Annotated in this window: 17 protein-coding genes; 6 read left to right on the plus strand and 11 right to left on the minus strand. The window is 71.8% G+C overall.

The features are described from left to right. Positions 1-137 precede the first annotated feature (137 nt). From ABZ783_RS32850 to ABZ783_RS32885, 8 genes are all read right to left on the minus strand, one after another. The gene (locus ABZ783_RS32850; RefSeq protein ID WP_357445450.1) at positions 138-554 is read right to left on the minus strand and encodes a metal-sulfur cluster assembly factor; all 417 of its coding nucleotides are present in this window, start codon (positions 552-554) and stop codon (positions 138-140) included. Continuing rightward, on the minus strand, positions 551-1,027 hold the full coding sequence (gene sufU, locus ABZ783_RS32855; protein ID WP_357445453.1) for a Fe-S cluster assembly sulfur transfer protein SufU: 477 nt from the start codon (positions 1,025-1,027) through the stop codon (positions 551-553). Before sufU ends, ABZ783_RS32850 begins: the two co-directional genes overlap by 4 nt. Beyond that, on the minus strand, positions 1,027-2,331 hold the full coding sequence (locus ABZ783_RS32860) for a cysteine desulfurase (RefSeq protein WP_357445456.1): 1,305 nt from the start codon (positions 2,329-2,331) through the stop codon (positions 1,027-1,029). The genes sufU and ABZ783_RS32860 overlap by 1 nt, the downstream gene beginning before the upstream one ends. A gap of 20 nt (positions 2,332-2,351) precedes the next feature. Next, a complete protein-coding gene (gene sufC / locus ABZ783_RS32865) occupies positions 2,352-3,125 on the minus strand; it encodes a Fe-S cluster assembly ATPase SufC (RefSeq protein WP_357445459.1) in 774 nt (257 codons plus the stop codon). After that, on the minus strand, positions 3,125-3,469 hold the full coding sequence (locus ABZ783_RS32870) for a non-heme iron oxygenase ferredoxin subunit (protein ID WP_357445462.1): 345 nt from the start codon (positions 3,467-3,469) through the stop codon (positions 3,125-3,127). Before ABZ783_RS32870 ends, sufC begins: the two co-directional genes overlap by 1 nt. Beyond that, positions 3,469-4,611 (minus strand): Fe-S cluster assembly protein SufD, encoded by a 1,143-nt coding sequence (gene sufD, locus ABZ783_RS32875; protein ID WP_357445465.1) that lies wholly within the window; start codon positions 4,609-4,611, stop codon positions 3,469-3,471. Before sufD ends, ABZ783_RS32870 begins: the two co-directional genes overlap by 1 nt. Positions 4,612-4,750: 139 nt before the next feature. Further along, positions 4,751-6,181: a Fe-S cluster assembly protein SufB gene (gene sufB / locus ABZ783_RS32880; RefSeq protein ID WP_357445468.1), complete on the minus strand. Its 1,431-nt coding sequence runs from the start codon at positions 6,179-6,181 to the stop codon at positions 4,751-4,753. Next, positions 6,178-6,978: a transcriptional regulator gene (locus tag ABZ783_RS32885; protein ID WP_357445471.1), complete on the minus strand. Its 801-nt coding sequence runs from the start codon at positions 6,976-6,978 to the stop codon at positions 6,178-6,180. The genes sufB and ABZ783_RS32885 overlap by 4 nt, the downstream gene beginning before the upstream one ends. Before the next feature lie 98 nt (positions 6,979-7,076). On the opposite strand from ABZ783_RS32885, the gene ABZ783_RS32890 reads away from it, so the two are divergent. After that, a complete protein-coding gene (locus ABZ783_RS32890) occupies positions 7,077-8,039 on the plus strand; it encodes a COX15/CtaA family protein (protein ID WP_357445474.1) in 963 nt (320 codons plus the stop codon). A 223-nt stretch (positions 8,040-8,262) separates the two neighbouring features. Here ABZ783_RS32890 and ABZ783_RS32895 read toward each other — a convergent pair whose 3' ends face one another. The 3 genes from ABZ783_RS32895 to ABZ783_RS32905 all read right to left on the minus strand — a co-directional run bounded on the left by ABZ783_RS32895 (position 8,263) and on the right by ABZ783_RS32905 (position 10,719). Then, positions 8,263-9,174 (minus strand): hypothetical protein, encoded by a 912-nt coding sequence (locus tag ABZ783_RS32895; RefSeq protein ID WP_357445477.1) that lies wholly within the window; start codon positions 9,172-9,174, stop codon positions 8,263-8,265. Positions 9,175-9,181: 7 nt separating this feature from the next. Continuing rightward, positions 9,182-9,514, minus strand: a complete 333-nt coding sequence (locus tag ABZ783_RS32900; protein WP_357445480.1) for a hypothetical protein — start codon at positions 9,512-9,514, stop codon at positions 9,182-9,184. 245 nt (positions 9,515-9,759) lie between these two features. Further along, the gene (locus tag ABZ783_RS32905; protein ID WP_357445483.1) at positions 9,760-10,719 is read right to left on the minus strand and encodes a heme o synthase; all 960 of its coding nucleotides are present in this window, start codon (positions 10,717-10,719) and stop codon (positions 9,760-9,762) included. Between the two features lie 264 nt (positions 10,720-10,983). Here ABZ783_RS32905 and tkt point away from each other — a divergent pair, with 264 nt between their 5' ends. From tkt to ABZ783_RS32930, 5 genes are all read left to right on the plus strand, one after another. Continuing rightward, a complete protein-coding gene (tkt, locus tag ABZ783_RS32910; protein WP_357445486.1) occupies positions 10,984-13,122 on the plus strand; it encodes a transketolase in 2,139 nt (712 codons plus the stop codon). Between the two features lie 16 nt (positions 13,123-13,138). After that, on the plus strand, positions 13,139-14,317 hold the full coding sequence (gene tal, locus ABZ783_RS32915) for a transaldolase (RefSeq protein ID WP_357445489.1): 1,179 nt from the start codon (positions 13,139-13,141) through the stop codon (positions 14,315-14,317). A gap of 73 nt (positions 14,318-14,390) precedes the next feature. Continuing rightward, entirely contained in the window at positions 14,391-16,037 is a 1,647-nt protein-coding gene (locus ABZ783_RS32920; protein ID WP_357445492.1) for a glucose-6-phosphate isomerase, read from the plus strand. A gap of 38 nt (positions 16,038-16,075) precedes the next feature. Next, on the plus strand, positions 16,076-17,590 hold the full coding sequence (gene zwf / locus ABZ783_RS32925) for a glucose-6-phosphate dehydrogenase (protein WP_357445495.1): 1,515 nt from the start codon (positions 16,076-16,078) through the stop codon (positions 17,588-17,590). A gap of 22 nt (positions 17,591-17,612) precedes the next feature. Next, positions 17,613-18,629: a glucose-6-phosphate dehydrogenase assembly protein OpcA gene (locus tag ABZ783_RS32930; protein WP_357445498.1), complete on the plus strand. Its 1,017-nt coding sequence runs from the start codon at positions 17,613-17,615 to the stop codon at positions 18,627-18,629. Positions 18,630-18,699: the final 70 nt, after the last annotated feature.

The raw sequence follows: 18,699 nt of genomic DNA on the forward strand, positions 1-18,699 counted from the left end.
AGTGGCCTGGTCATCGCCCCGAGGCCACCACAGCCAGGATCGAGCGTGACTTTGGCGGGCCGGGTGGACAGGCGGCGAGAACGCGTCGAGCGCGACGCCCCCGGAGGGCGCCGCGCTCGATATCGGTATCGGTCGGGTCAGACGTTGAAGCCGAGGGAGCGGAGCTGGTCCCGGCCCTCGTCGGTGATCTTGTCGGGGCCCCACGGCGGCAGCCACACCCAGTTGATCCGGATGTCGTTGACCAGTCCGCCGCCCGGGCCGGTGGTCAGCGCCTGCCGGGCCTGGTCCTCGATCACGTCGGTGAGCGGGCAGGCCGCCGAGGTCAGCGTCATGTCCAGGGTGGCGACGTTCTCGTCGTCGACGTGGACGCCGTACACCAGACCCAGGTCGACCACGTTGATGCCCAACTCCGGGTCGACGACGTCCTTCATCGCCTCCTCGATGTCGGCGATGGCGGCCTTGCCGGTCGGGGCTGCCCCGCCGGTGGCCGGCGTCGCCGCGCCGTCGGTCGCCACGGCGCCGGCCTCCGGCGTGGTGGTCTCGTCGCTGCTCATGCCTTCACCTCCGTCGGGCTCACGCCCACCCCGGCGCGTGCCGCGGCGTCCTTGAACGCCATCCACGACAGCAACGCGCACTTCACCCGCGCCGGGTAGCGCGCGACACCCGCGAACGCCACCCCGTCACCGAGCACTTCCTCGTCCGGCGTGACCTGGCCACGCCCGGACATCAACGCCACGAACGCCTCGTGCACCACGACCGCGTCGTCCGCGGCCCGGCCGCGCAGCAGCTCGTGCAGCACGCTCGCCGACGCCTGGCTGATCGAGCAGCCCATCCCGTCGTACGAGATGTCGGTGAACACCTTGCCGTCGGTGGTCACCCGCACGGTGATCTCGTCGCCGCAGGTCGGGTTGACGTGGTGCGCCTCGCCGACCCGGGCGTCCGGGTCCGCCGCCTCTCGCAGGCCGCGGCCGTGCGGGTGCTTGTAGTGGTCCAGGATGATCTCCTGGTAGAGCTGGTCGAGCTGCATCAGTCGAACACCTTCCGCACCTGCTCGAGACCGGCCACCAGCGCGTCGATCTCCTCCGTCGTGGTGTACAGGTAGAACGACGCCCGCGTCATGGCCGGCACCCCGAACCGGGTGCACACCGGCTTCGCGCAGTGGTGCCCTACCCGGACCTGCACGCCGAGCGAGTCGAGCACCTGCCCGACGTCGTGCGGGTGCACGTCGCCGAGCGCGAACGAGATCGTCCCGCCCCGGCCGACCGGCACGTTCGGGCCGAAGATGCGCAGCCCCGGCACGGTGGCGAGGGCGTCCAGCGCGTACGCCGTCAGCTCCTTCTCGTGCCACTGGACAGCGCGCATGCCGATCCCGCTGAGGTAGTCCACGGCCGCGCCGAGCGCGACGGCCTCGGCGATCGGCGGGGTGCCCGCCTCGAACCGGGCCGGCGGCGCGGCGAACGTCGACTGGGCCATCGTCACCGTCTCGATCATCGAGCCGCCGCCGAGCACCGGCGGCATCGCGGCGAGCAGCTCCGACCGGCCCCAGAGCACGCCGATGCCGGTCGGGCCGCACATCTTGTGCCCGGTGAAGACGATGAAGTCCGCGTCGTGGTCGACCACGTCCACCGGCATGTGCGGTACCGACTGCGAGCAGTCGAGCAGCAGCAGGGCACCCACCTCGCGAACCCGCTGGGTGATCCGCGCGGTGGCGTTGACCGTGCCCAGGATGTTGGAGGTGTGCACCAGCGAGACGATCTTCGTCCGCTCGGTGACGAGGTCCGCCAGCCCGGACTCGTCGAGCCGGCCGTGGTCGGTGACCGGGAACCAGCGCAGGGTGGCACCGGTCCGCTCCGCCAGGAGCTGCCACGGGACGATGTTCGAGTGGTGCTCCATCTCGGAGATCACGATCTCGTCGCCCGGGCCGAGCCGGAAGCGTGGGTCGGCGTCGGCGCGCAGCGAGGCGTTGGAGAACGCGTACGCCACGATGTTGATCGCCTCGGTGGAGTTCTTGGTGAACACCACCTCGTCCACGCTCGGCGCGTTGATGAACGCGGCGATCTTCGCGCGGGCCCCCTCGTACGCCTCGGTCGCCTCGGTGCCCAGGGTGTGCACCGAGCGCGACACGTTGGCGTTGTGCCGCGCGTAGTGCTCGGCGAGCACGTCGAGCACCTGCCGCGGCTTGTGCGAGGTGTTGGCGCTGTCGAGATAGACCAGCCGGTGCCCGTTGATCTCCCGGTCCAGGATCGGGAAGTCGGCGCGCACCGCGTCCACGTCGTAACGTGGCACGTCGTCGTACTGCGGCATTCCCGGCGGGATGGCGATGGTGGTCATATCCGCGGTCCTTCCGGCTCTCAGGCCCGTGCCGAACCGGCCCCGGCGACGTACCGCTCGTAGCCCTCTTCCTCGAGCTTGTCGGCCAGCTCCGAGCCGCCCTGCTCGACGATCCGGCCGGCCACGAAGACGTGCACGAAGTCGGGCTTGATGTAGCGCAGGATCCGGGTGTAGTGGGTGATCAGCAGCAGGCCGGTGTCGCCGGTGTCGCGGACCCGGTTCACGCCCTCGCTGACCACGCGCAGCGCGTCCACGTCGAGGCCGGAGTCGGTCTCGTCGAGGATCGCCATCTTCGGCTTGAGCAGCTCCAGCTGCACGATCTCGTGCCGCTTCTTCTCGCCGCCGGAGAAGCCCTCGTTGACGTTGCGCTGGGCGAACGCCGGGTCCATCTGCAGCTTCTCCATGGCGCCGCGCAGCTCGCCGGCCCAGGTGCGCAGCTTCGGCGCCTCGCCGTCGATCGCGGTCTTGGCGGTACGCAGGAAGTTGGCGACGGAGACGCCAGGGACCTCGACCGGGTACTGCATGGCCAGGAAGAGGCCGGCGCGGGCCCGCTCGTCGACGGACATGGCCAGCACGTCCTCGCCGTCGAGGGTCACCGAACCGCCGGTGATCTCGTACTTGGGGTGGCCGGCGATCGAGTACGCCAGGGTCGACTTGCCGGAGCCGTTCGGGCCCATGATCGCGTGGGTCTCGCCCGACCTCACCGTCAGGTCGACCCCGTGCAGGATCGGCTTGAGCTCACCCTCGGGCAGCTTGACCGACACCTTCAGGTCGCGGATCTCCAGGGTGCTCATTATCGGGTCACTCCATTGCTCGGCTTCGGGCGGCCGTCGTCGCCCACAGGAAGGTAGATGTCGCCGTCGCGGACTTCGACGGGATAGACGGGAACGGGTTCGGTCGCGGGCAGCCCGGTCGGCTCACCGGTACGCAGGTCGAAACGGGATCCGTGCAGCCAGCATTCCAGCGTGCACCCCTCGATCTCGCCCTCGGAGAGGGCCACCGCGGCGTGCGAGCACTCGTCGTACACGGCGTAGAAGTTGTCGTCCTCGCCGTGCACGATCGCGATCTGGGTGCCGTCGACGTCGGCGCTGATCGCGGTGCCCTTCGGCACGTCCTCGGTCGCGCAGATCCTGATCATCAGGCGCCGGCCTTGGTAAGGCGGGCCTCGATCGCGTCGCCGAGCCGCTCGCGCAGCTCCTCGACCGGGATCTTGTTGATCAGCTCGGCGAAGAAGCCGCGGACCACCAGGCGGCGGGCCTCCTCCTCCGGGATGCCGCGGGCCATCAGGTAGAAGAGCTGCTCGTCGTCGAAGCGGCCGGTCGCGCTGGCGTGACCGGCGCCCGCGATCTCGCCGGTCTCGATCTCCAGGTTGGGTACGGAGTCCGCCCGGGCGCCGTCGGTGAGCAGCAGGTTCCGGTTGATCTCGTACGTGTCGGTGCCGGTCGCCTCGGCCCGGATCAGCACGTCACCGACCCAGACCGTGTGCGCGCTGTCGCCCTGCAGGGCGCCCCGGTAGCCGACGTAGCTGCGGCAGTCCGGCACCGTGTGGTCGACCAGCTGCCGGTGCTCCAGGTGCTGGCCGGAGTCGGCGAAGTAGACGCCGTACAGCTCGGCCTCGCCGCCCCGGTCGCCGTACTCCACCGAGGTGTACTGCCGGACCAGGTCGCCGCCGAGGCTCACCTGCACGTGGATCACCTTGGCGTCGCGGCCCAGCCGCACCTTGAGGTGCTGCGCCTGGACGGCGTCGTCGGCCCAGTCGGCGACGGTGACCAGGGTCAGCTTCGCGCCGTCGGCCACCGCCACCTCGACGTTGTCGGCGAGGGCGGCGGAACCCGCGTGCTCCAGCACCAGGGTCACCTCGGCGAACCGGCCCACCTCGACGAAGGTGTGGCCGAAGGCAAGCTTGTCGGTGCCCTCGCCGACCACCCGCAGGCGCGCCGGCGCGGTCACCACCGCGTCCCGGGCGACCTGCACCAGCAGCGCCTGCTCGGCCGCGCCGTACGCCAGCGCGCTGACCCGGTCGAACGGGGTGAGCACGCTGCCCACCCGCGGGTCGTCCTTGCCGATCCGGCTGACGGTGACGCCCTCGGGCAGGTCGGCGTACTCGTGGCGGACCGTGCCGGTCGCGACCGGTGCCCCGCCGACCAGGCCGCGCAGGCGCTTGAGCGGGGTGAAACGCCACTCCTCCTCCAGGCCGGTGAGGGCCGGGAAGTCGGCGACGTCGTACGAGCGGAGCGCCTGCGACTTGGTGGCGGGCGGCGCGGAAGCCTGGGTAGTCATCTCTTCCTTGCTGTTCTGCGACGGCGGTGTTTCGTGCTGGGTCCGGCGGGCCGGTGTGACCGGCCCGCCGGGCGACCACTCCGGCTCGGCGCGTCTTCCGCCGCGCCGCGACCCGGAGCAGTCGTCGGGGTGGCCGGGGTCAGCCGACCGCGCCCTCCATCTGGAGCTCGATCAGGCGGTTGAGCTCCAGGGCGTACTCCATCGGCAGCTCCTTGGCGATCGGCTCGATGAAGCCGCGCACGATCATCGCCATCGCCTCGTCCTCGCTCAGGCCCCGGCTCATCAGGTAGAAGAGCTGGTCCTCGCTGACCTTGGAGACGGTCGCCTCGTGACCCATCGACACGTCGTCCTCACGGATGTCGACGTACGGGTAGGTGTCCGAGCGGGAGATGGTGTCGACCAGCAGCGCGTCGCACTTGACCGTGCTGCGGCTGCTGTGCGAACCCTCCAGCACCTGCACCAGGCCGCGGTACGAGGTGCGGCCGCCGCCCCGGGCGATCGACTTCGACACGATGGTCGAGGAGGTGTGCGGCGCGGCGTGCACCATCTTGGCGCCGGCGTCCTGGTGCTGGCCCTCGCCGGCCATGGCCACCGAGAGCACCTCGCCCTTGGCGTGCTCGCCGGTCATGTAGACCGCCGGGTACTTCATGGTGACCTTGGAGCCGATGTTGCCGTCGATCCACTCCATGGTCGCGCCCTCGTGGCAGACGGCGCGCTTGGTGACCAGGTTGTAGACGTTGTTCGACCAGTTCTGGATCGTCGTGTAGCGGCAGCGCGCGTTCTTCTTGACGATGATCTCGACCACGGCGCTGTGCAGCGAGTCCGAGGAGTAGATGGGCGCGGTGCAGCCCTCGACGTAGTGCACGTACGCGCCCTCGTCGACGATGATCAGCGTCCGCTCGAACTGGCCCATGTTCTCCGTGTTGATCCGGAAGTAGGCCTGCAGCGGGATCTCCACGTGCACGCCCTTCGGCACGTAGATGAACGAGCCACCGGACCAGACGGAGGTGTTCAGCGCGGCGAACTTGTTGTCGCCGACCGGGATGACCGTGCCGAAGTACTCCTTGAACAGGTCCTCGTGCTCGCGCAGTGCGGTGTCGGTGTCGAGGAAGAGGACACCCTGCTCCTCGAGGTCCTCACGGATCTTGTGGTAGACGACCTCGGACTCGTACTGCGCCGCGACACCGGCGATCAGCCGCTGCTTCTCCGCCTCGGGGATGCCCAGCTTGTCGTAGGTGTTCTTGATGTCCTCGGGCAGGTCCTCCCAGGAGGCGGCCTGCTTCTCCGTGGACCGGACGAAGTACTTGATGTTGTCGAAGTCGATCCCGGTGAGGTCGGCGCCCCAGGCCGGCATCGGCTTGCGCTCGAACAGCCGCAGGCCCTTCAGGCGCAGGTCGAGCATCCAGGCCGGCTCGTTCTTCTTGGCCGAGATGTCCCGCACCACCGCCTCGTTGAGGCCGCGCTGGGCGGACGCCCCGGCGACGTCGGGGTCGGCCCAGCCGTACTCGTAGCGACCGAGGGCGGCGAGCTGCTCCTCCTGGGTCAGGGGCTGGACGATCTGCTCGGTCATCTATCTGTCCTCACAGTGGTGACGGTGTTACCGGACTTACGCGGCTGAGCCGGGATGTGCGTGGTGCACACCCCGTCGCCGTGTGCGATGGTGGCCAGGCGCTGCACGTGGGTGCCGACCAGACGGGAGATCACCGCCGTCTCGGCCTCGCACAGCTGCGGAAACTCGGCGGCCACGTGCGCCACCGGGCAGTGGTGCTGGCAGAGCTGGCCGCCGGAGGCGATCGTGGACGCGTTGGCAGCGTAGCCCTCGGCGGTGAGCGCCCCCGCGAGCGCCTCCGCCCGCGCGAGCGGGCCGTCGCCGGCGTCCTCCATGGCGGCCCGGCAACGGGCCTCCAGCGCGGAGACCTGCTCGGCGGCGAACGCCTCGACCGCCTCCGGGCCGCCGGTGCGGGCGATCCAGCGCAGCGCGGCGGTGGCCATGTTGTCGTAGTGGTGGGTGCCGCAACGCACCCGGGCCGACTCGGTCAGCGCGAAGACCTTGGCCGGGCGACCCCGCCCCCGGCTGCCCCGGACGACCTGCTCCCGGGCGACCACGTCGCCGTCGGCGAGCATCGCGTCCAGGTGCCGCCGGATCGCCGCCGGGCTCAACCCGAGCGCCGAGCCGAGCTGGGCGGCGGTGGTCGCGCCCTGCTCCAGCAGCAGCTGGGTGACCCGGTCGCGGGTGGAGAGATCGGTGGACGCGGCCTGCGACGGCTCCAGCTCGGCGCGCCCGAGGCCGCGACGCGACCTGGGGCCGTCGCCGGCGACCGGCCCGGTCGCCGGCGGTTGCCCGGAGAGCGCCGCCGCGTTTTTCACAACGGCAACGTTACGTAATTCGCGGGTGGCCTGCAAACCGGTACCCCGGTGATTCCCGACACCGGGGTACCGGAGTCACCCGATCGGGGACCACTACGGTGCGTAGGATTCGCTCCGTGAAGCCTTCCGTCCGGTTCCCGGTCTCCCCCGTGCTGCTGCGCCGCCTCGCGTACGCCTCGATCATCGCGAACGTGGCGATCGTGGTCACCGGCGGGGCGGTCCGGCTCACCGCCTCCGGTCTCGGCTGCCCCACCTGGCCCCGGTGCACGGACGAGTCGTACACCACCACGCCGGAGATGGGCGTGCACGGGGTGATCGAGTTCGGCAACCGGCTGCTCACCTTCGCGGTGGGCGTCATCGCGCTCGCCGTGGTGCTCGCGGTGCTGGCTCAGCGGCCCCGCCGGCGCGGGCTGCTGCCGCTCGCGGTCGGCGTGCTGTTCGGCATCCCCGCCCAGGCGGTGATCGGCGGGTTCACCGTGCTGACCAACCTCAACCCGTGGGTGGTCGGGCTGCACTTCCTCGCCTCGATGGTGGTGATCGCCGCCGCGTACGCCCTCTGGCGGCGTACCGGCGAACCGGACGTCCCGGCGACCCCCACCGTGCCGGCGCCGCTGCGCACCCTCGCCGTGCTCACCACGCTGGTGAGCGCGGCGGTGCTGGTGATCGGCACCTGGGTGACCGGCAGTGGCCCGCACGCCGGCGACCAGGGCGCGGCGCGCAACGGGCTCGACCCGGAGTCGATCTCGCAGGTGCACGCCGACGGGGTCTTCCTGCTGATCGGCCTCTCGGTCGCGCTGGTCTTCGCGTTCCGCGCGGTGGGGGCCGGGCGGGCCACCCGGGCCGCCGTGGTGCTGGTCGCCGTCGAACTGGGTCAGGGCCTGATCGGCTTCGTGCAGTACTTCACCCACCTGCCGGCGGTGCTGGTCGCCGCCCACATGCTCGGTTCCTGCCTGGTGCTGCTGGCCACCCTGGCCGTGCTCTGGTCGACCCGGGAGCGCCGCCTGGTCGCCCCGGCACCGCAGCCCACCCGGGCCCCCGAGCCCGCCACCGCCGCCGCCTGACCCGCCCGCCTTCCTGGCGGCCGCGCTCCCCGCGCTCAAGTTCCGCGCAATTTCCCTGATGGAGTGGCCTCCGCGCGCGTGGTGGCCACTACTTCCCTGGAGTTGTGCGGATCTCGACCGCGCCGGGCGGGGCGGGGCCGGCGGGGTCGGTAAGCGGACGGGGCGACAAAGGAACGGGTGCGTTTGTCGTCGCCGTGGCGACGACAAACGCACCCGAAGGCGGTCAGCTCAGGTGGGTGGCGATCGCCTCGGCGAGGCGGCCGGGGGCGCCGTCGGCGTACCCGATGAACAGGCTGGGCTCGGTGAGCTCCAACTCGACCAGGACGGGCGACCCGTCCGGGCCCGGGATGAGGTCCACCCGGGCGTAGAGCAGCCGCCCGGGGCCGCCGGGCAGCACGGCCAGGGTCTTCTCCGCCACGGCGAGTTGCTCGGGCGTGGCCGTCCGGGCGGCGATCTCCTCGCGCTTGTAGAGCTCCGCGACGCCCAGGTCCGGGCCGACCAGCATGGGACCCTTGCGGATCGCGTGGCTGAACGCCAGGCCGCCGGGCCCGGCCAGGAAGAGCAGCGCGGTCTCCCCGGCGGTGTCCACCGCGTCCAGGTACGGCTGGACCATGGCGACCCGGCCGGCGTCGGAGAGCCGCCGCACGTGCGCCACGGCCAGTTCCCGGTGCTCCGGCTCGGCCAGGTCGTACCGGCCGGTGTCCTGGCTGCCGGCGCTGACCGCCGGCTTGATCACGTACTCGCCGGTGTCGGCGGGCGGCGTCCAGTCCCGCCCCGGCTCCACCCAGGTGGTCGGGACGGTCGGCACGCCGGCGGCGGACAGCTCGGCCAGGTAGCGCTTGTCGGTGTTCCAGGCGACCACGTCGGCCGGGTTGACCAGGCGCGGGACGGTCTGCGCCCAGGCGACGAACTCGTCGCGGCGCAGCGCGTAGTCCCACGGCGAGCGGAGCACGACCAGGTCGTACGCCGACCAGTCGGCGGCCGGGTCGTCCCAGACCACCACCTCGGCGGTGATGCCGCGGGCGGCCAGCGGGGCGAGCACGAGCCGGTCGTCCGGGTCGAGGTCGGTCAGCGCGGTGCAGGTGACGAGAGCGACCCGGGGTTCCCCCCGGGTCGACTGGTGGTGGTGGGTCATCTATCGATCAACGGGCCATCGTGCGCCGGGCCATCGACCGCCAGAGGTCGTTGCTCGGACGCATCTGGTCCATCAGTTCACGCTCCCAGGCGTTCTCGACGGCGACCCCGGCCTTGGCGCAGGCCTGCCGCGCGACGTCGGTGTCGTCGGCGAACTGGTCGGCCCACACACCGTCCTCACCCACGAGGACGATCCGCGCGCCGCGCTTGCCGACGTACTCGATGACCGCCCTCGCCCCGCCGTGCCCGGCGGCGAACGACTTGATGCCCGCGACCAGGCCGTTTGGGGCCTGCTCGGCGGTCTGTTCAGCCGTCAGCGTCGTATCGGAACCATCTGCCATGACGCGAAGCCTAAGCAGACTTCCACCCACATGTGCGAGAACGATGAACCAATTGTGATGCCAATTACCTACGGGTTTAAGGAAGACCACAGGTTTTTCGCCCGGACATGTCGGATAAGGAGGGGCGAAGCGGGCGGGCCGAATCGGCCCGATCTGTCCCGGTTGAACCCGCCCGGCGAACCCCGAAAAAAAATTCTGGAAAAAATCCTCGACCCGGGGATCCCCGTCCCCGCCGGACGGCCGGATCAGAGCAGGGCGTCGAGCGCGACGGCCACGAAGAGGATGGTCAGGTAGGTGGTGGACCAGTGGAACAGCCGCATCGGCTTGACCGCCTCGCCCCGCGCCGCGCGGCGGCAGAGCTTGTGCGCCTCGACCACGAAGACACCGCCGACGACCAGTGCCGTCACCCCGTAGATCGGGCTCATCCCGAGCGGCCAGACGGCCAGCGAGGAGAGCAGGGTCAGCCAGGAGAAGATCAGGATCTCGGCGTTCACCCGACGGACCGAGGCCACCACGGGCAGCATCGGGATGCCGGCCCGCGCGTAGTCGGCCTTGTACTTGATCGCCAGCGCGTAGAAGTGCGGCATCTGCCAGAAGAAGACCACCGCGAACAGGCCCCACGCGGCGGGAGCCAGCGACCCGGTGACCGCGGCCCAGCCGATCAGCACCGGCGCGGCGCCGCAGGCACCACCCCAGAAGGTGTTGGTCGCCGTGGTCCGCTTGAGCCAGAGCGTGTAGACCAGGTCGTAGTAGGCGATCGCGGCCAGGGTGAGCCCGGCCGCCAGCCAGTTGGTGAACACGGCCATCAGCGCGACCGAGATCACGGCGAGCACCAGACCGAAGATCAACGCGCTGCGCGGCGACACGGTGTGCGCGGGCAGCGGCCGGCGCTTGGTGCGCCGCATCAACTGGTCGATGTCCCGGTCGATGTAGCAGTTGAGCACGCTGGCCGCGCCGGCGGCGAGCGAGCCGCCGACCAGGACCACGGCCATCCGCCAGAGCGAGGGCAGCCCCCCGTCGGCGAGCATCATCGCCGGCACGGTGGTGACCAGCAGCAGCTCGACGATCCGCGGCTTGGTCAGGGCCACGTACGCGGCCACCACGGCCCGCACGTCCCGCCGAGCGCCCGCCGAGGCCTCCGCCACCGCGCCCACCGGCGGCTGCCCGGCAGATTTGCTGACGGGGCGCTCGGTGATCATGCTCACGGATTGCCACCTTCCGGCTTGGCGGGGGAGGTCGGGGTCGGGCCGGACCCGTCGGGGTCCACACACCGACCCACAGACTACGCGTCGTCGTTTTGGCTGCCCCGGAGACCCGACAACGGTGCGGGCCGTCACAGTCCGCGGTGCCCGACCGATCCGGTCGGAGGAGTACAGAAGAGCATGCGGAGATCCCCGGGCGTACGTTTAGGACCGCTCGATAGGGTCATCAGTGAGGGTTCCGCCCATCTGCCGAGGAGCACAACCAACGTGGCTGCCAACCGACCTGAGCTTCCCGCTCTCAACTGGTCCGACCTCGACCGCAGGGCCGTCGACACGGTCCGCGTGCTGGCCATGGACGCCGTGGAGAAATCCGGCAACGGCCACCCGGGCACGGCGATGAGCCTCGCCCCGGCTGCGTACCTGCTCTTCAACCGGGTCATGCGGCACAACCCGGCCGACCCGAACTGGCCCGGCCGGGACCGGTTCGTCCTCTCCGCCGGGCACTCCAGCCTGACCCTCTACATCCAGCTCTTCCTCTCCGGCTACCCGCTGTCCCTGGACGACCTCAAGGCGCTGCGCCAGTGGGGCTCGCTCACCCCGGGCCACCCCGAGCACGGGCACACCCCCGGCGTGGAGACCACCACCGGCCCGCTCGGCCAGGGCCTCGGCAACGCCGTCGGCATGGCCATGGCGGCGCGCCGGGAGCGCGGCCTGTTCGACCCGGAGTCGGAGGCCGGCGACTCCCCCTTCGACCACGACATCTGGTGCATCGCCTCGGACGGTGACATCGAGGAGGGCATCAGCCACGAGGCCAGCGCCCTCGCCGGCCACCAGCAGCTCGGCAACCTCTGCGTGATCTACGACGACAACGAGATCTCGATCGAGGACGACACCCGCATCGCCAAGAGCGAGGACGTCGCGGCCCGCTACGCGGCGTACGGCTGGCACGTGCAGACGGTGGACTGGCGCCGCGGCGACGCCGACCAGGGCGACTACCACGAGGACGTCGAGGCGCTGCACCGGGCGCTGCTGGCCGCCAAGGCGGAGACCGCCCGCCCCTCCTTCATCGCGCTGCGCACCATCATCGGCTGGCCCGCGCCCAACAAGAAGAACACCGGCAAGATCCACGGTTCGGCGCTCGGCGCCGACGAGGTGAAGGCCACCAAGGAGATCCTCGGCTTCGACCCGCAGCGGACCTTCCAGGTCGACGAGGAGGTGCTGGACCACGCCCGCCAGGTGATGGCGCGGGGCGCCGCGGCCCAGGCCGCGTGGAACACCGCGTTCGACGGCTGGGCGAAGGCCAACCCCGAGCGAAGGGCGCTCTGGGACCGGCTGGCCGCCCGCAAGCTCCCCGAGGGCTGGGCCGACGCGCTGCCGACCTTCCCGGCGGACGCCAAGGGCATCGCCACCCGGGCCGCCTCCGGCAAGGTCCTGGAGGCCCTCGCCCCGGTGCTGCCCGAGCTCTGGGGCGGCTCGGCCGACCTGGCGGAGAGCAACAACACCACCATGAAGGGCGAGCCGTCCTTCATCCCCGCGGTGCACGCGACGAAGGACTTCCCGGGCCACGAGTACGGCCGCACCCTGCACTTCGGCATCCGCGAGCACGCCATGGGCGCGATCCTCAACGGCATCGCCCTGCACGGCGGCACCCGCCCGTACGGCGGCACGTTCCTGGTGTTCAGCGACTACATGCGCCCCTCGGTGCGGCTCGCCGCGCTGATGAAGCTGCCGGTGGTCTACGTCTGGACGCACGACTCGATCGGCCTCGGCGAGGACGGCCCGACCCACCAGCCGGTGGAGCACCTGACCGCGCTGCGCGCCATCCCCGGCCTGGACGTGGTCCGCCCCGCGGACGCCAACGAGACCGCGTGGGCGTGGCGGCAGGCGCTGGAGCACGGCGACCGGCCGACCGCGCTGGCGCTCAGCCGCCAGCCGCTGCCGACCCTGGACCGCACCGCCGTGGCCGGCGCCGAGGGCGTGACCAAGGGCGGCTACGTGCTGGCCGACGCCTCGACCGGCAAGCCGCAGGTGATCCTCGTCGGCACCGGCTCCGAGGTGCAGCTCTGCCTGACCGCCCGGGAGCGGCTGGAAGCGGACGGCACCCCCACCCGGGTCGTCTCCATGCCCTGCCAGGAGTGGTTCTTCGCGCAGGACGAGGCCTACCGGGAGTCGGTCCTGCCACGCGGGGTAAAGGCACGGGTGAGCGTGGAGGCGGGTATCGCCATGTCCTGGCGCGGGATCGTCGGCGACTGCGGCGAGAGCGTGAGCCTGGAGCACTACGGGGCGAGTGCCCCGCACACGGTGCTCTTCGAGCAGTTCGGGTTCACCCCCGACCGGATCGTGGCCGCCGCGCACGCGGCACTGACCCGGGTGGGCGACATCACCGGTAACCCAACCGGCAACTGAGGGGAGCGTGGACGGCATGACGGACCGGCTGGGCGAGCTGAGCGCCATGGGTGTGGCGATCTGGCTCGACGACCTTTCCCGGGTACGACTGAGCTCCGGCGGGCTGGACCAGCTCCGCCGGGAGAAGCACCTGGTCGGGGTGACGTCGAACCCGACCATCTTCGCGAAGGCGCTGAGCGACGCGGACGAGTACAACTGGCAACTGAAGGACCTCGCCATCCGTGGGGTGGACGTCGAAGAGGCGGTCCGCATGCTCACCACGTACGACGTGCGGTGGGCCTGCGACGTGATGCGCCCCGCGTACGACGCCAGCGCGGGGGTCGACGGCCGGGTCTCGATCGAGGTGGACCCGCGGCTGGCCCACGAGACGGAGCGGACCGTCGCCGAGGCCGGGGCGCTGTGGTGGCTGATCGACCGGCCCAACCTCTTCATCAAGATCCCGGCCACCGAGGCGGGCCTGCCGGCGATCACCGCCACCCTGGCCCAGGGGATCAGCGTCAACGTCACGCTGATCTTCAGTCTGGACCGGTACTCGCAGGTGATGGAGGCCTTCCTGGCCGGTCTGGAGCAGGCGAAGGCGAACGGGCACGACCTGTCCAAGATCGGCTCGGTCGCGTCGTTCTTCGTCTCCCGGGTCGACAGCGAGGTGGACAAGCGGCTGGAGAAGATCGGCTCGGACCAGGCCAAGGCGCTGCGCGGCAAGGCCGCCATCGCCAACGCCCGGCTCGCCTACGAGCGGTACGGCGAGGTGTTCTCCTCCGACCGGTGGCAGGCCCTCGCCGACGCCGGCGCGCACCCGCAGCGCCCGCTCTGGGCCTCCACCTCGACGAAGAACCCGGACTACCGGGACGTCATGTACGTCGAGGAGCTGATCGCCCCCGGCACGGTGAACACCATGCCGGAGTCGACCATCCACGCCGTCGCCGACCACGGCGAGGTCCGGGGTGACACCGTCACCGGCTGCTACGACGACGCCCGCAAGGTCTTCAGCGACCTGCAGGCGGTCGGGGTGGACCTGGCCGACGTGGTCGCCGTCCTCGAGCGCGAGGGCGTGGAGAAGTTCGAGGCGAGCTGGCTGGAACTGCTCGACGGGGTGAAGAAGTCGCTCGCCGAGGCGGCCAAGGGCACCGGGCGGCCGGGCAAGGCGGCCAAGAGCAGCGCGACGGCCGCCGAGCGGGCCGGGGGCAACGCGTGACGAACGGTGTGCGACGTGTCCCGGGGCGCCGCCCCGGGACACGCCACGCCGTCGTCACCCCAGAGGTGGCCCCGTGAGCGACCTGCTGGCCGGCCCGGCGGACATCGCCGCCGGGCTGGCCGTGCACGGCGCGGACGCGGTCGACCGGTCCGCGCCGGCGTCGGTGCGCGCGGACCTGGTCGCCCGGGACGTCCCCGCCCGGCTCGCCGCAAAGGATCCGACCCTGTGGGGCTCCGACGCGGAGGCGACGGCGCGGGTACGCCTCGGCTGGGTGGACACCCACCACCGCAGCCGGGAGCTCCTCCCCCAGCTCGCCGAGTTGACGGACGAACTGGCCGACCTCGACCACGTGGTGCTCGCCGGGATGGGCGGCTCGTCGCTCGCGCCCGAGGTGATCGCCCGCACCCTCGGCCGCCCGCTGACCGTGCTGGACACCACCGACCCCGGGCAGGTCCGGGCGGCCCTGGCCGACCGGCTGGAGCGGACCGTGGTGGTGATCTCCAGCAAGTCCGGCACGACCGTGGAGACCGACAGCCACCGGCGGGCGTACTGGCAGGCGTTCCTGGACGCCGGGATGACCGAGGCGGAGGCGGCCCGGCACTTCGTGGTGGTCACCGACCCGGGCTCGCCGCTGGCGGCGACCGCCGCGGAGGCGGGGCTGGTCACCATCCCCGCCGACCCCGAGGTGGGCGGCCGGTACTCGGCGCTCACCGCGTTCGGGCTGGTCCCCGCGGCGCTGGCCGGGGTACCGGTGACCGACCTGCTCGACGACGCCGACGCGCTCGCCGAGTCGCTGGGCCGGGACCGGGACAACCCCGGCCTGGCGCTCGGCGCGGCCCTCGGCGCGGCGGCCACCACCGGTCGGGACGTGGTCGCCCTGACCTCCGACGGCACCGGCGTCGAAGGGCTGGGCGACTGGGCCGAGCAGCTGCTCGCCGAGTCGACCGGCAAGGCCGGCGTGGGCCTGCTGCCGGTGGTGGTGGAATCCCCGGACGCTCCCGGCGCCGCCGGCCCGGACGTGCTCACCGTCAGCTACGGCGGCGCGCTCGGCCCCGGGGTGGCGCCCGGTGCCGGCAGCGCGGACGTGGCGGTCAACGGGCCCCTCGGCGCCCACTTCCTGACCTGGGAGTACGCCACCGCGATCGCCGGGGTGGTGCTCGGGGTCGACCCGTTCGACCAGCCCGACGTCGCCGAGAGCAAGCAGAACACCGAGCGCATCCTCGCCGCCGGGCCGCCGGCGGAGACGCCGTCGTTCACCGAGGGCGCCATCGAGGTGTACGCCCCGCCCGGCGCGCCGGCCGACCTGGCCGGGATGCTGCGCCGGCTCCTCGACGGGTTGGGCGACGACGGGTTCCTGGCGGTGACGGCATACCTGGACCGCCGTGGGGACGCGGCGGTGGCCGGGCTGCGACCCGTGCTGGCGCGGGCGACCCGCCGCCCGGTGACCTTCGGGTGGGGGCCGCGCTACCTGCACTCCACCGGCCAGTACCACAAGGGCGGCCGGCCGGTCGGGAGCTACCTTCAGGTGACCGGCGCGGTCAACGATGATCTGCCGGTGCCCGGCCGCCCGTACACCTTCGGGACGCTGCAGGTGGCCCAGGCCGCCGGTGACCGGCAGGCCCTGGCCGGCCGGGGGCGGCCGGTGCTGCGACTGCACCTGACCGAGCGGGCGGCGGGCGTCGCCCAGCTACTGGATGCGGCCGGACGGACAGGGACGTGACGATGATTGACGTGACATCAGCGGAGCGAGGAGGCGGCATGAACCCGCTGCGCGACCCGCAGGACCGGCGGCTGCCGCGGATCCCGGAGCCGTGCGCTCTGGTGATCTTCGGGGTCACCGGTGACCTGGCCCGCAAGAAGCTGTTGCCGGCGGTCTACGACCTGGCCAACCGGGGGCTGCTGCCGCCCGGTTTCGTGGTCCTGGGCTTCGCCCGGCGTGACTGGGGCGACGGCGACTTCGAGTCGCTGGCCTACGAGGCGGCGAAGAAGGGTGCTCGCACCCCGTGGCGGGAGGAGGTGTGGGCGCGGCTGGCCGGCAACATCAAGTTCGTCGGCGGCTCGTTCGACGACGACGCCGCGTTCGACCAGCTCGCCACCACCCTGGACGAACTGCGCGACTCGCACGGCATCGACGGCAACGCCGCGTTCTACTTCTCCATCCCCCCGGCAGCCTTCCCCGTGGTGCTCAAGCAGCTCGCCCGTACCGGCATGGCGGACAACGCCAAGTCGGGTGGCTGGCGCCGGGTGGTGGTGGAGAAGCCGTTCGGCAACGACCTGCCCTCGGCGAAGGCGCTCAACGACCTGGTCGACGACGTCTTCACCCGCCAGGACGTCTTCCGGATCGACCACTACCTGGGCAAGGAGACCGTCCAGAACATCCTCGCCCTGCGCTTTGCCAACAACCTCTTCGAGCCGCTGTGGAACGGCAAGTACGTCGACTCGGTGCAGATCACCATGGCCGAGGACGTCGGCATCGGCACCCGGGCCGGGTTCTACGACTCGGCCGGGGCGGCCCGGGACGTGCTGCAGAACCACCTGCTCCAGCTCCTCGCCCTGGTGGCCATGGAGGAGCCGACCAGCTTCGACGCCGACGAGATCCGGACCGAGAAGCTGAAGGTGCTCAAGGCCATCACGGTGCCGAAGGACGCGGCCCGGGACACCGTCCGGGGCCAGTACCTGCCCGGGTGGGTCGGCGGCGAACGCGCGGTCGGCTACCTGGAGGAGAAGGACATCCCGCCGGACTCCACCACCGAGACGTATGTGGCGGTGAAGCTGGGCATCCAGAACCGGCGCTGGGCCGGGGTGCCGTTCTACATCCGGGCCGGCAAGCGGCTGCCCCGGCGGGTCACCGAGGTGGCGATCATCTTCAAGAAGGCGCCGCACCTGCCGTTCAACCCGGCCGACGTGGAGTCGCTCGGCAACAACCAGCTCGTCGTCCGGGTGCAACCGGACGAGGGTGTGGTGCTGAAGTTCGGCTCCAAGGTGCCGGGCACCGCGATGGAGGTCCGGGACATCGCGATGGACTTCCAGTACGGCGAGGCGTTCACCGAGTCCAGCCCCGAGGCGTACGAGCGGCTGGTGCTCGACGTGCTGATCGGTGACCGGACGCTGTTCCCGGACGCCGCCGAGGTGGAGCAGAGCTGGCAGGTGATCGACCCGTTGGAGCACGCCTGGGCGGGCACCAAGCCGGAGTCGTACCGGGCCGGCGAGTGGGGGCCCCGGGCGGCGGACGAGATGCTGGCCCGCGACGACCGCTCCTGGCGGCGGGCATGACCGAGCACACCGGGAGGTTCCGTTGATCGGCCTGTGGGACACCACCGGTAACGAGGTGGTCAAGGCGCTCGCCGCCGAGCGGCGCAGCGCGGGCGGGGTGGCCAGCGGCATGGCGCTCAGCCTGATCGTGGTGGTGGACGAGAAGCGGGTCCGGGAGGCGGAGGCCGCGGCGACCATAGCGGCCGCCGCCCACCCGTGCCGGCTGCTCGTGGTGGTCCGCTCCGACGTCGAGCGGGACCGCAACCGCCTGGACGCGGAGATCGTCGTCGGCGGCCGGCTCGGCCCGTGCGAGGCGGTGGTCACGCGGATGTACGGCCGGCTCGCCCTGCACGCCGAGTCGGTGGTGCTGCCGCTGCTGGTGCCGGACGTGCCGGTGGTGACCTGGTGGCACGGCGAGCCGCCGGAGGAGATCTCGACCGACTTCCTCGGCGTGGTGGCCGACCGGCGGATCACCGACTCGGCGCAGGCCGCCGACCCGGTCGCGGCGCTGCGGCAGCGGGCCGCGGACTACGCCCCGGGCGACACCGACCTGGCCTGGACCCGGATCACCCCGTGGCGCACCCTGGTGGCCGGGGCGTTCGACACCGCCCAGGCCAAGGTCACCGAGGCGACCGTGGTGGGGCCCGGGTCCGATCCGACGGCGGCGCTGATGCGCGGCTGGCTCGCGTCGCGGCTCGACATCGACCCGGCCTGGGTACGCACCGACGAGTTCCCGCGGATGCGCGAGGTGCAGCTGCGCTGCGCCAACGGCGACCAGCTGACCCTGACCCGGGACGACAACGTGGCGACCTTCCGGCGTACCGGCCAGCAGGACCGGACACTGCCGCTGGTCCGCCGCCCGCTCGGCGACGAGCTGGCCGAGGAGCTGCGCCGCCTCGACGCCGACCAGGTGTACGCGGAGGCGCTCGGCGCGACCGCCGGCATCTCCGGGCTGGAGGAACGCCCCACCCAGCGGGTGCACGTGTGGAAGGACCCGGCGACCGCCCAGCGGGCCGAGGCCGGAATCAGCGCGCACGCCGGCGCGACCGCCAACCAGTGAACGGACCGCCGGGCGGCAGGGGCTGCCCGGCGGCCGGACAGCACCGGTGACCGCCATGGGGCGGTCGGAG

Source organism: Micromonospora sp. NPDC047738, from assembly GCF_040642675.1.
Classification (GTDB): Bacteria; Actinomycetota; Actinomycetes; order Mycobacteriales; family Micromonosporaceae; genus Micromonospora.